The following is a 14,233-nucleotide window of genomic DNA, read 5'->3' as shown; positions in this document are numbered from 1 at the left end:
GAAGGCGTTCTGGTTGACCATCGAGCGGCTGCAACGCCGCCAGCGCGCCCATATCGTGGCGTGCAGCAGGCGAGAATCGGTGGATCCAGGCTGAGCCTGCATCCACCGATTGCCGGCTCGGCGAGCGTCACCAGATGGGTGCGATGGCAAGGCGCGGTCGCGAAGGCGTTCTGGTTGACCATCGAGCGGCCGCAACGCCGCCAGCGCGCCCATATGGTGGCGCGTAGCAGGCGAGAATCGGTGGATCCAGGCTGAGGTCAGCCGATGCGTGCGGTGACGCCGGCCGGACCGCCCGGCGCGCCGTGGCACTGCTTGAACTTCTTGCCCGAGCCACACGGACACTTCGCGTTGCGACCGACGCCGGCGTACTGGTCGCGCTCCGCGCTCGCGTCGCTGGTCTCGACCGCCTCGCCGTCCTCGCTCGGCGCCGACAGCTTGAGGTTGGAGGGCATCGCCTGCTTCTCCAGGCCCTTGGCGCGGATCTGCGGGGCCTGCTTGGTGAGTGTCGGGGCGTCGGGCTGGGCCTCGGAGGGCAGGTCGCGCCGCATCGGCTCCTCGGGGTCCTCGAGCTGGAGCTCGACCTCGACCTCCTCGCCCTCGTCCTCCTCGTCGAGCTGGACCTCGAGGTTGAACAGGAAGCCGACCGTCTCCTCCTTGATGCCGTCCATCATCGCGGCGAACATGTCGAAGCCCTCACGCTGGTACTCGACCAGCGGGTCGCGCTGGGAGTAGGCCCGCAGGTAGATGCCCTCGCGCAGGTAGTCCATCTCGTAGAGGTGCTCGCGCCACTTGCGGTCGAGCACCGAGAGCAGCACGCGACGCTCGAGCTCGCGCATCACCTCGGAGCCGACCTCCTCCTCGCGCGCGTTGTAGGCCGCCTGGGCGTCGGTCTGGAGGGTGGCGATCAGCTCCTCCTTGTCGAGGCCGGCCTGGTCGCCGCCGGCCTCCTCGATCAACTGCTCCCGGTCGACGGTGACCGGCCAGAACTGGTTGAGGTCGGTCCACAGCTGCTCGAGGTCCCACTCCTCGGAGAAGTCCTCGAGCGAGCCCCGCACGGTGCCCTCGACGACGTCGTCGACGAAGCCGCGGATCTGCTCCTCGATGTCGGCGCCCTCGAGCACCTCGTGGCGCTCGCCGTAGATCACCTTGCGCTGGCGGTCCATCACGTCGTCGTACTTCAAGACGTTCTTGCGCGACTCGAAGTTCTGCGACTCGACCTGGCCCTGCGCGTTGGCGATCGCGCTGGTGACCCTCTTGTTCTCGATCGGGACGTCGTCGGGGATCTTGAGCATGGTGAGGACGCGGTCGACCCACTCGGACTTGAACAGCCGCATCAGCTCGTCCTCCAGGGACAGGTAGAACCGGGACTCACCCGGGTCGCCCTGACGGCCGGAGCGACCGCGCAGCTGGTTGTCGATGCGGCGCGACTCGTGGCGCTCGGTGCCGACGACGTAGAGGCCGCCGAGCTCGCGCACCTCGTCGTGCTCGGTGCTGACCCGCGCCTTGACCTCCTCGAGCATGCCGGGCCAGGCGGCCTCGTACTCCTCGGCGGTCTCCCCGGTGGGCTCGAGACCCTTCTTGCGCAGCTCGGCGTCGGCGATGAACTCCACCGAGCCGCCGAGCATGATGTCGGTACCGCGGCCGGCCATGTTGGTGGCCACTGTGACCGCGCCCTTGTGCCCGGCCAGCGCGACGATCTTGGCCTCGTCGGCGTGGACCTTGGCGTTCAGGACGCTGTGGGCGATCCCGAGTGCCTTCAGCTTGCCGGAGAGGTGCTCGGACTTCTCGACCGAGACGGTGCCGACCAGGACCGGCTGGCCCTTCTCGTGGCGCTCGGCGATGTCCTCGACGACGGCGTCGTACTTGGCCTCCTCGGTGCGGTAGACGAGGTCGGGCTGGTCCTTGCGGACCATCGGCCGGTTGGTCGGGATCGGGACGACGCCGAGGTTGTAGATCTTGTCGAACTCCGAGGCCTCGGTCATGGCCGTACCGGTCATGCCCGACAGCGTGTCGTAGAGCCGGAAGTAGTTCTGCAGGGTGATCGTGGCGAGGGTCTGGTACTCCTCGCGGACGGTGACGCCCTCCTTGGCCTCGATCGCCTGGTGGAGCCCGTCGTTGTAGCGACGTCCGGCCAGCATGCGGCCGGTGTGCTCGTCGACGATGAGCACCTCGCCGTTCATGACGACGTACTCCTTGTCGTTGCGGAACAGCTCCTTGGCCTTGATCGCGTTGTTGAGGAAGGAGATCAGCGGGGTGTTGACCGACTCGTAGAGGTTCTCGATGCCGAGATGGTCCTCGACCTTGGTGATGCCCGGCTCGAGGACGGAGATGGTGCGCTTCTTCTCGTCGACCTCGTAGTCCTCGTCGAGGGTGAGCTTGTCGACGATCTTGGCGAACTCCCCGTACCACTTCACCTCGTCCTGGGTGGGGCCGCTGATGATCAGCGGGGTCCGCGCCTCGTCGATGAGGATGGAGTCGACCTCGTCGACGACGGCGAAGTTGTGGCCGCGCTGGACGCACTCCTCGATGGAGCCGGCCATGTTGTCGCGCAGGTAGTCGAAGCCCAGCTCGTTGTTGGTGCCGTAGGTGATGTCGCAGTTGTAGGCCTCACGACGCTCGGCCGGCTTCATCTGCGGCAGGATCACCCCGACGGTGAGCCCGAGGAAGTGGTGGATGCGCCCCATCTGCTCGGACTGGAACCTGGCGAGGTAGTCGTTGACGGTGACGACGTGGACGCCCTTGCCGCTCAGCGCGTTGAGGTAGGACGGCAGCACCGCGACGAGGGTCTTGCCCTCACCGGTCTTCATCTCGGCGATGTTGCCCAGGTGCAGCGCGGCACCGCCCATGATCTGGACGTCGAAGGGGCGCATCCCGGTGACACGGCGCGAGGCCTCGCGCACGGTCGCGAACGCCTCGGGCATGAGCTCGTCGAGGGTGGCGCCCTCGGCCAGCCGCTCCTTGAACTCCCCGGTCATCGCCTGGAGCTCTTCGTCGCTCATCTTCTTGAACTCGTCCTCGATCGAGTTCACGGCCTTCGCCACGGCTTCGAGCTGGCGCAGGGTCTTGCCCTCGCCGATACGGAGGAGCTTGTCGATGAACGCGGGCACGGCAGGAACTCCTGGGGCTGGGGGTGGGGCACGGAAAAGCTGAAGCTGAGGGGCCCGGATCGGGCCACCGACCATCCTAACGAGCGGGACCAGGTTCGCGTTCCGCGGGCAGACACCCGGCTGTGGCGTGCGTCATAGCGTCGCGACGTGGGCCGCCAGCGGGGCGACCAGATCGCCACGCTCCCCCACGACGATGTCCTGCAGTCCGAGCCAGCCGCGCAGCCGGTCGAGCTCGAGCGCGAGCTCGGCCGCGGTGTCGTCGGGGGCGTGGGCCTCGGCGAACGCGCCGTGCACCAGGAGCCGCCCGGTGGGTCGGTCGGCCTTGAGGTCGACGCGCGCGACGATCTGGTCGCGCAGCAGGAACGGCAGCACGTAGTAGCCGTAGATCCGCTTCGGCGCCGGGGTGTAGATCTCGATGCGGTAGTGGAAGTCGAAGAGCCGCTCGGTGCGCTCGCGCTCCCACACGACCGGGTCGAAGGGGCTCAGCAGGGTGCGGGCCGGCACCGCGCGCGGACGTCGAGCGTCGCGGTGGAGGAAGCCGGGACGCCGCCAGCCCTCGATGCTCACCTGCTCCAGCTCGCCGGTCTGGGTCAGCACGGCGACCGCCGCGGTGACGTCCTTGATCGACATCCGGTAGTAGTCGGCCAGGCACCGGATCGTGGCCACACCGTGCGAGACCGCCGCCCGGCGCACGAGCTCGAGGTGCTGCTCGGCCACCGGCAGGTCGGGGGCGTTGCGGACCTCGGCCGGCAACACCCGCTCGGGGAGGTCGTAACGCAGCTCGAACTGGCTGTTGCGTCCGGCGATCGCAAGCTCCCCGGCAGTGAAGAGGAAGTCGAGCATCCGGCGGGTACGCGACCAGTTCCAGCCCCAGTTGTCCTTGTTGCGCGGCAGGCCGTCGTCGAGATCGCGCGAGGTGGCTGCCCCGCCTTCGGCGAGCTCGGCCAGCAGCCGGCGCTCGAGCTCGTCGTCCTTCGCGACGAAGCCCCACTTGCCGCGCTCGGCGCGATACCGCTCGCGTCGGTGCGCCATCGCCGGCCACAGGTCGACGGGCATGAACGCCTGGACGTGGGCCCAGTACTCCACCACCCGCCGGCGATCCGACCCGCTGGCGGCCCGCTCGAGGAGCGCGGTGTCGTAGGGCCCCATCCGCGAGTACAGCGGCATGTAGTGCGCGCGCTGGAGCACGTTGACCGAGTCGACCTGGAGCACTCCGGTACGGGCGATGGTGCGCGCGAAGGTGCGCATCGTCGGCGGATCGTGAGGCCGGTCCAGGAAGCCCTGGGCGGCCAACGCGATCCGCCGGGCCTGGGCCTGGCTGAGCGACTGGGTCACGCGCAGTTTCTACCCGATGACGCGGACGGTTCTCGACCGCGAACGACGTCCCGCCGGCGGGCAAACTCTCCTGCGGACCTCCCCGACGGCGGGGTTTCGTCGGCGCCGCCCGCACTCGTCCCTCGCGCGTCCGGCCTGCTCAACCTCCCGAGGGGCTGCCTCCCTAGGGCAGCTCGAGCAGATTCTCACGGACGGCGTAGATGACCGCCTCCATGCGCGAGTGCAGCTGCAGCTTCTCGAGCATGTTGCGCACGTGGTTCTTCACGGTGTTCTCGCTGATGAACAGCCTCGCCGCGATCTCCTTGTTGCTCAGGCCGTGGGCCACGAGTCGCAGCACGTCGAGCTCGCGGTCGGTGAGGCGCAGCGCCGGGCCGCTCTCCTTGGCGGGTCGCATCTGCTTGAACTCGTCGATCAGCTTGATGGCCATGGACGGGCTGATCAGCGACTGGCCATCGGCGACCACCGCGATGGCCTGGGCGACCTCCTCGATCGAGGAGTCCTTGAGGAGATAGCCGGAGGCACCGCTCTTGACCGCCTCGTACAGGTCACCCTCGTCGTCGGAGGCGGTGAGCATGATGATCTTGGCGCTCGGGACGGCCTGCTTGATCGCCAGGCAGGTCTCCATCCCGCTGCGCTTGGGCATCTTCACATCGAGCAGTACGACGTCGGGCGCGGTGGTCTCGGCGAGCCGGGTGCCCTCGACGCCGTCACCGGCCTCGCCGACGACCTCGAGGCCGGGCTCGGCGGCGAGGAGCATGGTCAGGCCACGCCGGAACAGCTGCTGGTCGTCGACGACCATCACCCGCACCGGAGCACGATCGGGGGCGACCTGCGCCGGCTCACCCGTCGGTGTCGGCGTCGCCCCCTGATCTGCCACGGACCCAGTCTCTCACGCGCCGGGCCCCGGACCCCGGGGCGGCTCAGTCCTCCAGCTCGCCGTTCAGGTCGAGGGAGATGACGCCGTAGTCGTAGCCACGGCGCCGGTAGACCACCGAGGGCCGCTCGCTCTCCTTGTCGACGAACAGGTAGAAGTCGTGGCCGACGAGCTCCATCTCGTACATCGCCTGGTCGAGCGTCATCGGGGCGGCCGGGTGGGTCTTCTCGCGGACGACGAGCGGACCGTCACCGGTGACGTCGATCGGGCCCACCGAGCGGTCGCGCACCTCGTCGCCGTCGATCTCGGCGGCCACCGCCTCGACCACCGCCGGGTCCGCCAACGCCTGACCCACCGAGACCGGGGTGCGGCGCCCCCGGTGGACGCGACGACGGTCGGCGGCGCGCCGCATCTGGGCGGCCATCTTGTCCAGAGCAAGGTCGAGGGCACCCATCTGGTGGTCGGCGGCCGCCTCGGCGCGGATCACCGGGCCCTTGGAGATCGCGGTGAGCTCGACGTGGACCGACTTGTCGTGCTGGCGCGGGTTCTGCTCACATTCGACCTCGACGTGAACCCGGATGATCCGGTGGTCGTGCTTCTCGAGCTTCGCGAGCTTCTCGGCACAGTGAGCACGGAACGAGTCGGTGATCTCGCACTGGCGTCCGGTGACGACGATATCCATGGTGAACCTCCCGCTAGCGATGGGTGTGGCTACAACTCTTCACACTGTTCTTCACTGCGTGCCGCGGTGCGGCCGCCGTGGCGGCGGCACCGGTACACGAGATGGAGTCCGTCCGGCCGACCTGGTCTTCGACCCCACAACCGCCTGCTGAGACGCTCGCAGCTTCTCCGCCACTACTGGCCTTCTCCCGACGCTCGCACCCGCACACCGGTGGGAGCAGGCCGCATCTGACGGCCGGGACGGGGCAGGACTTACCTCTAAGCCGCACCGTGATCCTCGCCGCCCCACCGGGGTGGGACGGGTCGAGTTACGTGGGCCGTTTCGCCTGCGACTGGCATCGGCTAGCCGCCCCGGGCACACGCCCCGGACGACGCAACCACGGACCCGGACGGACTCCATACACGGACGTTAGTCGGTCCGGTGAAACGGGGGAACCTCCCCCGCTGTGTCGAACCCGATCCGCGCTGCGGACCCACCTGCCTCGACGCGAGCCGGCGTCGCGGCGACGCATGCGACCCCGAGGACGGCGACGCCGACCGCCGCGAGCGCACGCCCGCTCTCGCGGGCCGTGCTGCCCGTCGTGACGACGTCGTCGCACACCACCACGTGCGCAGCATCTCCACGCCGCGCCTGCTGCCGGGCCAGGGTTCGCAGCGCCCTCGGGCGCGCGGCCATGCACCCGGCCAGGTTCGCCTGCCGCTGAGCCCGGTCCAGGCCGGCCTGATCGACGACGCCGCGACGCAGACGCAGCAGGTGGACGACGGTCGCCTCGACCCCGTACGTGCCGCGCAGCGCGCGGGCGGCCGCCGTGGTGAGAGCGCCGGTGGGGTCGTGTCCGCGAGCGCGGGTGGCCGCGGGACGCGAGGGCACGGGCACGAGCAGCACTGGCTCACCCTCCGATGCGCGAGCGTTGGCGAGCAGGGCCACCACGGCCTGTGCCAGAAGCAGCCCGAGCGGTGCGGTGAGAGCCAGCAGCCGCCGTTCCTTGTGTCCCACGACCATCTCGCGGAGCACCTCGGCATAGGTGCCCGCGGCGAAGCACGCGGCCAGGCCGGGGATCGGCGGTGCCGGCGTGCACGACACCGCTCGGCGAGGCAGGGCCGCGGCACAGGCCGAACACAGCACCCGGCCCGGTCTGCGGCATCCCACGCAGGCTCCGCCGAGGAGGAGGTCGAGCGAGGCGTCGCGCAGCTGGGAGGGGTGGCTCACTGCGCTATCCGATCAGGAGCGACCGCCCGGCACCACCACCTCGCGCAGGCCTGTGGATCAGCCGGCGTAGGCGATGTCGGAGGCCGGGTCGCCCAGGAAGCCGTAGCTGCCGCCGTCGGTGAGGTTGATCAGTCCCTGGTCGGTGACGCCGTAGGTGGGCAGGTCGGTCATCGGGGATCCGGCCAGGCCGCGCACGGGCTCGGCGAGCGTGGTCGACAGCGGCTCGGACGTCGTCGGCGAGCCGTCGACACTCACCGTGCGCACCTCGTAGATGGCACCGGGATCGACCGGCATCAGCAGCGCGATCGTGGTGGGCGAGGTCCAGGCGATGTCGCGGATGCGCACCGCGGATCCGGGCTGGACCACGATGGGGTCGGTCTTGGCGACCCGGTCGAGCCCTCCCCGATCGTCGATCTCGATCCGGCCGATCCGCAGGTGGTCTCCCCTCGGACCGCGGACCACGGCGACGAACCGCGTGGCATCGCGGGAGACGAGGAAGGATCGCACGTCGCGGCCGCTCACGCCGGGCACGGTGAGCCGCTGGCCGCGCCCGTTGTCGGACAGGATGTGGACGACGGCACCACGCCGCGTGCGGTCCACGACCCACACCCGCCCGGCGAAGTCCCACACGGGCTGTAGCAGGGAGGTGCCGCGCAGCGGTCGGATCGGAGGGCCCACGCCGTCCTCGGACTCGACGATCGGGCCCACGGCCAGCTCGCGGCCGGCGTCGGTGACCCCGGCAGCCGCGAGCCCGTCGATGCTCACCGCGGCGGCCCGCAGCGCGAGCGAACCGCTGCCGAACGGGCCCGGCACCGGCACCAGCTCGTTCCCGTCGCGCGTCGACAATGCGCCGGCTCGCACCCCGAACAGCTTGTCGGTGGCCGGGTATCCGCTCGGGTCGAAGGGGGCGGCCTCGCTGACCTGATACTCCTCCTCGCCGCTGGGCCCGGTCAGGACCTCGTCGTCGAGGGTGACCCTCAACGCGGAGATCGCGGGATCCTGCTGGAGCGTCCAGGCGAGCTGGGCGAGCATCTTCTCGGTCGCGTCTCCGGCCAGGCTCCCGGCCTCGCCCACCAGCGGCACGGTGGCGACGCCGGTCGTCGACACCGGTACCGACACCTCGACCCGAAGCCCCGGAGGGATGAACGAGCGCACCACACGCTGCTGGTCTGCGGGCGGACCGGCGAGAAGTCGCGTGATGATCGTGGAGGTCAGCTGCTCGCCTCGGGGCACGAACACCGGATCGGGCACGAGGATCCGACCGCTGGGATCGAAGTAGTACAGGGACGCGACCCGGAACCGCTGCGAGAACCACGAGTCGGGGACGATCAGCGCGTCGGGCGGGTTGGTGATCCGGTACTGGCCGTCCTCGATGGTCAGGTCGAGCTCGAGCTCGTCGCGGCCGGGAGGCAGGCGACCGGCCCAGGAGCCGTTCCGGTCGATCTTCTCGGGGTCGTTGAGCGGCACCGAGAACGAGAGGCTCTCGTCGCGGGGCAGCAGCTGGCCGGCATAGGTGATGGTGGCGGCGGTCGGATCCCAGTTCCGTGCCGCGTCGGTGGAGAGGAACTGCTTGACGGTGTCGGTGTCGCTGGGCCAGGCGGTCATGGCCTTGAAGTAGCCCAGGACGACGTCCTCGGCCGATGCTCCTCGGGTCGGCGGGACGGCGTTGACCTCGGCCGCCTCGCGCTCGCTGACCTGGGAGTCGGTGTCCGCGTCGACCACGGGGCCGGAGTCGGGCAGGCTGGTGCAGCCCGAGACGAGAAGGACGACGAGCACGACCGCGGTCACGCTCAGCAGGCGGCGGGCGCGGCTCATGCGCTCACCTCGTCCCGATCGCCGGCGTCGTCCGGCTGCAGCGGCAGCGGGCTACGACGCAGGACGTGGTCGCTGCGCCGCGGCAGGGTGAGGCGGAACTGGGCGCCGCGACCGGGTCGGCCCCAGGCCTGGAGCCAGCCGCCGTGCAGGTGGGTGTCCTCCAGCGCGATGGAGAGCCCCAGGCCGGTGCCTCCGCTGGTGCGTGCCCGCGCGGGGTCGGCGCGCCAGAACCGGTTGAAGACCACCGCGGACTCCCCCGGCTCCAGCCCGACGCCGTAGTCGCGGACCGCGATGGCCGAGGCATCGTCGTCGGCGCCCAGCCGGATCACCACGCCGGGCTCGCGTCCGCCGACCTCGGCGTGGTCGATGGCATTGGTGACCAGGTTGCGCACGATCCGCTCGACCCGGCGGCTGTCGGCCTCGGCCAGGCAGGGCCGGTCGGCGTCCTCGATCGCGATCTTGACCCCGCGCTGCTCGGCGAGCACCTGGGTGGAGTCCACGACCCGGCGCACGAGGTCACCGAGGTTGACGTCGTCGACGTCGAGCACGGCGGCGCCGGCGTCGAAGCGGCTGATCTCGAGCAGGTCGGCGAGCAACGTCTCGAACCGGTCGAGCTCGGTCTGCAGCAGCTCGGCGGCGCGCGCGGTGCCGGGGTCGAAGCTCTTGCGGGCATCGTGCAGCACGTCGCCGGCCATCCGGACGGTGGTCAGCGGCGTACGGAGCTCGTGGGAGACGTCGGAGACGAACCGCCGCTGCACCCGGCTGAGCTCCTCGAGCTGGCGGATCTGGCGTTGCAGGTTGCTGGCCATCTGGTTGAACGACGTCGCCAGCCTGGCCAGGTCGTCCTCGCCGGTGACCCGCAGCCGCTCCTGGAGGCGCCCGGCCGCGAGCCGCTCGGCGACCTGGCGCGCCATCCGCACCGGCGTCACCACCTGGCGCGTCACCAACCACGTGATGCCCGCGACCAGAAGCAGCAGGAGCACGGCCGCGGTGAGCAGCGCCTGGGTGACCAGGCTCATCGTCTCCTCCTCCTCCTGGAGCGGGTAGACGACGTAGAGCGCGTAGGTGCGACCGTCGGCGGGCAGCCGCAGCTGGGACCCGACGACGATGCCCGGGACGGACCCGGCATGCGTCCCGCCGGCGACTCCCGCATCGGCTCCGGTGTCGGTGGTCACGACGCGGGTGTAGGTCCAGGCCGAGCCGGCGCCGACGTCCGACATCCGGTCCATCAGCGAGTCGGGCAGGGTGGCGGCGACGTCGAGGCCGGGGCTGTTGGTCGCGACGGCGTCGTCGATCGGCACGCCGGCGTCGACCGGGCCGGTGATGACCACGCGGTAGCCGCGCGTGTCGGCCCGCTCGATGATGTCGCGCGCCAGGTCCTGCACCTGACCGGCGGCATCGGTGTCACCGGCCGGCGCGGCCTGCAGGCGCAGCTGGGCGTCACGGGTGGCCGAGGCGGACTCGGCGAGGACGGTGTCGACACGGTTGGCCAAGAGCCCGTCGCGGGTCTCGCGGAGCAGGTACCACCCCACGACGCTGATCATCACCGCCGAGAGCACCAGGGTGCTCGCGACCACCCGCGCCTGGGTGGAGCGCCGCCAGAAGGTGAGCGCCCGGCGCACCCCCAGCGGCAGGCGCGGCGCCCGCATCTCAGACCCGCATCTCAGGCCTTGCCGGCCTTGTAGCCGACACCGCGCACGGTGACCACGATCTCCGGGTGCTCCGGATCGTGCTCGACCTTCGAGCGCAGGCGCTGGACATGGACGTTGACCAGGCGGGTGTCAGCGGCATGGCGGTACCCCCACACCTTCTCCAGCAGCATCTCGCGGGTGAACACCTGCCAGGGCTTGCGGGCCAGGCACAGCAGGAGGTCGAACTCCAACGGCGTCAGGCCGATCGCGGTGCCGTCGCGGCTGACCGAGTGACCGGCGACGTCGATCTCGAGGTCGCCGATGCGCAGCGACTCCCCGGTCTCGGGCTCGGGCTTCTCCTTGCGACGGACCCGCGCACGGATCCGGGCGACGAGCTCCTTGGGCTTGAACGGCTTGACGACGTAGTCGTCGGCGCCCGACTCGAGCCCGACGACGACGTCGACGGTGTCTCCCTTGGCGGTGAGCATCACGATCGGCACGCCGGACTCGGCGCGGATCTCCTTGCACACGTCGATGCCGTCGCGGCCGGGAAGCATCAGGTCGAGCAGCACGACGTCGGGTCGATAGTCACGAAATGCCTCCAGCGCCTGGTCCCCCCGACCGACCGTGTGGGAGTCGAAGCCCTCCTGACGCAACACGATCGAGAGCATCTCGGCCAGCGCCGCGTCGTCGTCGACGACCAGCACGCGACCGTTGGTCGCCAGGTCGCTCGACGCCTCGCTCATACCGCCACTCATCCTCACAGTGTGACAGGCGGGACGACACGCCGACCCGACAGGGAGACAACCACCACCCGCTCCCGACCCGCCCATCCACGCTGACCCGTCAGCCATAGCGGACGGGTCAGCGCAAAAACGACGTCGACCCGTCAGCTATGGCTGACGGGTCGGCGCGGTGGCGGTTCGGTGGTGCCGCCGGTCTCGAGCCGCCGAGGTCTCGACACGCCGGTTCACGGCCTTCGCGGGCTCAGGCCGCGACGGCTCGCTCGACCACCGTTGACACGATCGTCCTGACGTGGCGAGGCCTCGCGAGCTCGGCCTCCCTCACATCAGTATCGATACGTGTCGGGCTTGTAGGGGCCCTCGACCGGGATGCCGAGGTAGCCGGACTGGTCCTCCGAGAGCGTGGTGAGCTTGACGCCGAGGGAGTCGAGGTGGAGGCGGGCCACCTGCTCGTCGAGGTGCTTGGGGAGCACGTAGACGTCGGTGGGGTACTCCTCGGTCTTGGTGAACAGCTCGATCTGGGCGAGCACCTGGTTGGTGAAGGAGTTCGACATCACGAACGAGGGGTGCCCGGTCGCGTTGCCGAGGTTCATCAGGCGACCCTCGGAGAGCACGATGATCGAGCTGGCCGGGCGGTCGTCGGTGGCCGGGAAGGTCCACACGTCGACCTGCGGCTTGACGTTCTTGCGCTCGGCGACGCCCTCGGCCTCCAGGCCGGCCATGTCGATCTCGTTGTCGAAGTGGCCGATGTTGCCGATGATCGCGTTGTGCTTCATCTGCCGCATGTGGTCGATGGTGACGACATCCTTGTTGCCGGTGGCGGTGATGATGATGTCGGCGATCGGGAGGGCCTCCTCCAGCGTGGTCACCTGGTAGCCGTCCATCGAGGCCTGGAGCGCGCAGATCGGGTCGATCTCGGTGACGATCACCCGGGCGCCCTGGCCGCGCAGCGACTCCGCGCAACCCTTGCCGACGTCGCCGTAGCCGCACACGACGGCGACCTTGCCGCCGATGAGGACGTCGGTGGCGCGGTTGATGCCGTCGACCAGCGAGTGCCGGCAGCCGTACTTGTTGTCGAACTTCGACTTGGTCACCGAGTCGTTGACGTTGATCGCCGGGAAGAGGAGCGAGCCCTCCTTCATCATCTCGTAGAGACGGTGCACACCGGTGGTGGTCTCCTCGGTGACGCCCTTGATGCTGTTGGCGATCGGGGTCCAGTGGTTCGGGTTCTCGGCGAGGACCTGGTTGAGGACCTCGAAGATGATCCGCTGCTCGTTGCTCGTGGCGGTGGCCGGGTCGGGCGCGACGCCGTCCTTCTCGGCCTGCACGCCGAGGTGCACGAGCAGGGTCGCGTCGCCGCCGTCGTCGAGGATCATGTTGGGCTGGCGGTCGCCCCAGTCGAGGATCTGCTGGGTGCACCACCAGTACTCGTCGAGGGTCTCGCCCTTCCACGCGAAGACCGGGACGCCGGCCGGCTCCTCGACGGTGCCGTTCGGGCCGACCGCGACGGCGGCGGCGGCGTGGTCCTGGGTGGAGAAGATGTTGCACGAGGCCCAGCGGACCTCGGCGCCGAGCGCCACGAGGGTCTCGATGAGCACTGCGGTCTGGATCGTCATGTGCAGCGATCCGGCGATACGCGCTCCGGCCAGCGGCTTGGAGTCGCCGAACTGCTCGCGCATGGCCATCAGGCCGGGCATCTCGTGCTCGGCGAGCATGATCTCGGTGCGGCCGAAGTCGGCCAGGGAGAGGTCGGCGACCTTGAAGTCCACAAGTGCTCCTGAGGGCGGTGTCGATGCATGTCGGTGCATGTCGGTGCGGACTACCCAGGCTAGGTCCGCCCTCGGGCGATCGCAGAATCGCCGCAGCCCGCCCTCAGTGGCCCTCGGAGTGCGCGGCGGCGTGCTTCTTCGGGAACGGCAGCACGTGCATCACCGCGACCACGACCGCCCCGACCACCAGGCCGACGACGGCCGACGCCGCGGTGTTGGTCAGCCAGCCCAGGACCGCGCCGAGCCCGCCGACGGCGTCGTGGACGGCGACCTCGAGGTGGTGCACCACCGAGTACGGGCCGTGCCAGCCGATCTCGTCGAGCTGGACCAGCAGGATGTGGCCACCGACCCACAGCATCGCCGCGATGCCGACGACCGAGATCACCGCGAGGAGCCGGGGCATCGCGGCGACCAGACCCAGGCCGATGCGCTGGGCCGCGGCCGAGGAGCGCTGCGCGAGGCTCAGCCCGACGTCGTCCATCTTCACGATCGCGCCGACGACTCCGTAGACCAGGATCGTGATGCCGACCGCGACGACGGCAAGGATGATCGCGCGAGCCCAGAAGGACTCGGCGGCCACCTCGTTGAGGGCGATCACCATGATCTCGGCGGAGAGGATGAAGTCGGTCCGGATCGCGCCGGCGACCATCGTCTTCTCCTGCTCCGGGGTGATCTCCCCGGTCTTCTTCTCCGCCTCCTCGTGGCCGGCGATCTTCTCCCAGATCTTCTCCGCACCCTCGTAGGCCAAGAACGTGCCGCCGCAGATGAGGATGACCGGCAGCACCCAGTCGGGTGCGAACTCGCTCAGCAGCAACGCGGCCGGCAGGATGAACAGCAGCTTGTTGCGCAAGGAGCCGATGGCGATCTTCTTGATGATCGGCAGCTCGCGCTGTGCGGCGACGCCCTGGACGTACTGCGGGGTGACCGCTGTGTCGTCGACGACGACGCCCGCCGCCTTGGCGCTGGCCCGTCCCGCAGCAGCGCCGATGTCATCCACGGAGGCGGCTGCGAGCTTGGCGAGCGCAGCGATGTCGTCGAGGAGTCCGAAGAGGCCAGCGCTCATGCGCG

The 14,233-nt window shown here is 69.9% G+C and carries 10 protein-coding genes; all 10 read right to left on the bottom strand.

The window, feature by feature from the left end; translation table 11 throughout:
* Positions 1–257: 257 nt before the first annotated feature.
* The gene (gene secA / locus WMR31_RS04255) at positions 258–3,107 is read right to left on the bottom strand and encodes a preprotein translocase subunit SecA (RefSeq protein WP_340537530.1); all 2,850 of its coding nucleotides are present in this window, start codon (positions 3,105–3,107) and stop codon (positions 258–260) included.
* Positions 3,108–3,239: 132 nt separating this feature from the next.
* Entirely contained in the window at positions 3,240–4,442 is a 1,203-nt protein-coding gene (locus tag WMR31_RS04250; protein ID WP_340537529.1) for a winged helix-turn-helix domain-containing protein, read from the bottom strand.
* A 163-nt stretch (positions 4,443–4,605) separates the two neighbouring features.
* Complete coding sequence (locus tag WMR31_RS04245; RefSeq protein ID WP_340537528.1) at positions 4,606–5,319, bottom strand: response regulator; 714 nt, start codon at positions 5,317–5,319, stop codon at positions 4,606–4,608.
* 43 nt (positions 5,320–5,362) lie between these two features.
* Positions 5,363–5,998 (bottom strand): ribosome hibernation-promoting factor, HPF/YfiA family, encoded by a 636-nt coding sequence (gene hpf / locus WMR31_RS04240; RefSeq protein ID WP_340537527.1) that lies wholly within the window; start codon positions 5,996–5,998, stop codon positions 5,363–5,365.
* Between the two features lie 408 nt (positions 5,999–6,406).
* Positions 6,407–7,207 (bottom strand): ComF family protein, encoded by an 801-nt coding sequence (locus tag WMR31_RS04235; RefSeq protein ID WP_340537526.1) that lies wholly within the window; start codon positions 7,205–7,207, stop codon positions 6,407–6,409.
* A 57-nt stretch (positions 7,208–7,264) separates the two neighbouring features.
* The gene (locus WMR31_RS04230; RefSeq protein WP_340537525.1) at positions 7,265–9,022 is read right to left on the bottom strand and encodes an LpqB family beta-propeller domain-containing protein; all 1,758 of its coding nucleotides are present in this window, start codon (positions 9,020–9,022) and stop codon (positions 7,265–7,267) included.
* Complete coding sequence (mtrB, locus tag WMR31_RS04225; RefSeq protein WP_340537524.1) at positions 9,019–10,671, bottom strand: MtrAB system histidine kinase MtrB; 1,653 nt, start codon at positions 10,669–10,671, stop codon at positions 9,019–9,021. Before mtrB ends, WMR31_RS04230 begins: the two co-directional genes overlap by 4 nt.
* Before the next feature lie 14 nt (positions 10,672–10,685).
* Positions 10,686–11,399, bottom strand: a complete 714-nt coding sequence (gene mtrA / locus WMR31_RS04220; protein WP_340537523.1) for an MtrAB system response regulator MtrA — start codon at positions 11,397–11,399, stop codon at positions 10,686–10,688.
* A 323-nt stretch (positions 11,400–11,722) separates the two neighbouring features.
* Positions 11,723–13,204, bottom strand: a complete 1,482-nt coding sequence (ahcY, locus tag WMR31_RS04215; protein WP_340537522.1) for an adenosylhomocysteinase — start codon at positions 13,202–13,204, stop codon at positions 11,723–11,725.
* 64 nt (positions 13,205–13,268) lie between these two features.
* A complete protein-coding gene (locus tag WMR31_RS04210; RefSeq protein ID WP_340537521.1) occupies positions 13,269–14,228 on the bottom strand; it encodes a DUF808 domain-containing protein in 960 nt (319 codons plus the stop codon).
* Between the last annotated feature and the right edge of the window lie 5 nt (positions 14,229–14,233).

The sequence above is a fragment of the Nocardioides epinepheli genome (assembly GCF_037936805.1).
GTDB lineage: Bacteria > Actinomycetota > Actinomycetes > Propionibacteriales > Nocardioidaceae > Nocardioides.
Note: the sequence above shows the minus strand (reverse complement) of the source record. Positions and strands in the feature narration are given on the sequence as shown.

What these genes read in the sequence shown, in the direction of transcription:
- mtrB (WP_340537524.1), bottom strand. Translation starts at nt 10,671, where the DNA reads ATGCGGGCGCCGCGCCTGCCGCTGGGGGTGCGCCGGGCGCTCACCTTC.
- ahcY (WP_340537522.1), bottom strand. Translation starts at nt 13,204, where the DNA reads ATGCACCGACATGCATCGACACCGCCCTCAGGAGCACTTGTGGACTTC.
- WMR31_RS04230 (WP_340537525.1), bottom strand. Translation starts at nt 9,022, where the DNA reads ATGAGCCGCGCCCGCCGCCTGCTGAGCGTGACCGCGGTCGTGCTCGTC.
- WMR31_RS04210 (WP_340537521.1), bottom strand. Translation starts at nt 14,228, where the DNA reads ATGAGCGCTGGCCTCTTCGGACTCCTCGACGACATCGCTGCGCTCGCC.
- hpf (WP_340537527.1), bottom strand. Translation starts at nt 5,998, where the DNA reads ATGGATATCGTCGTCACCGGACGCCAGTGCGAGATCACCGACTCGTTC.
- mtrA (WP_340537523.1), bottom strand. Translation starts at nt 11,399, where the DNA reads ATGAGCGAGGCGTCGAGCGACCTGGCGACCAACGGTCGCGTGCTGGTC.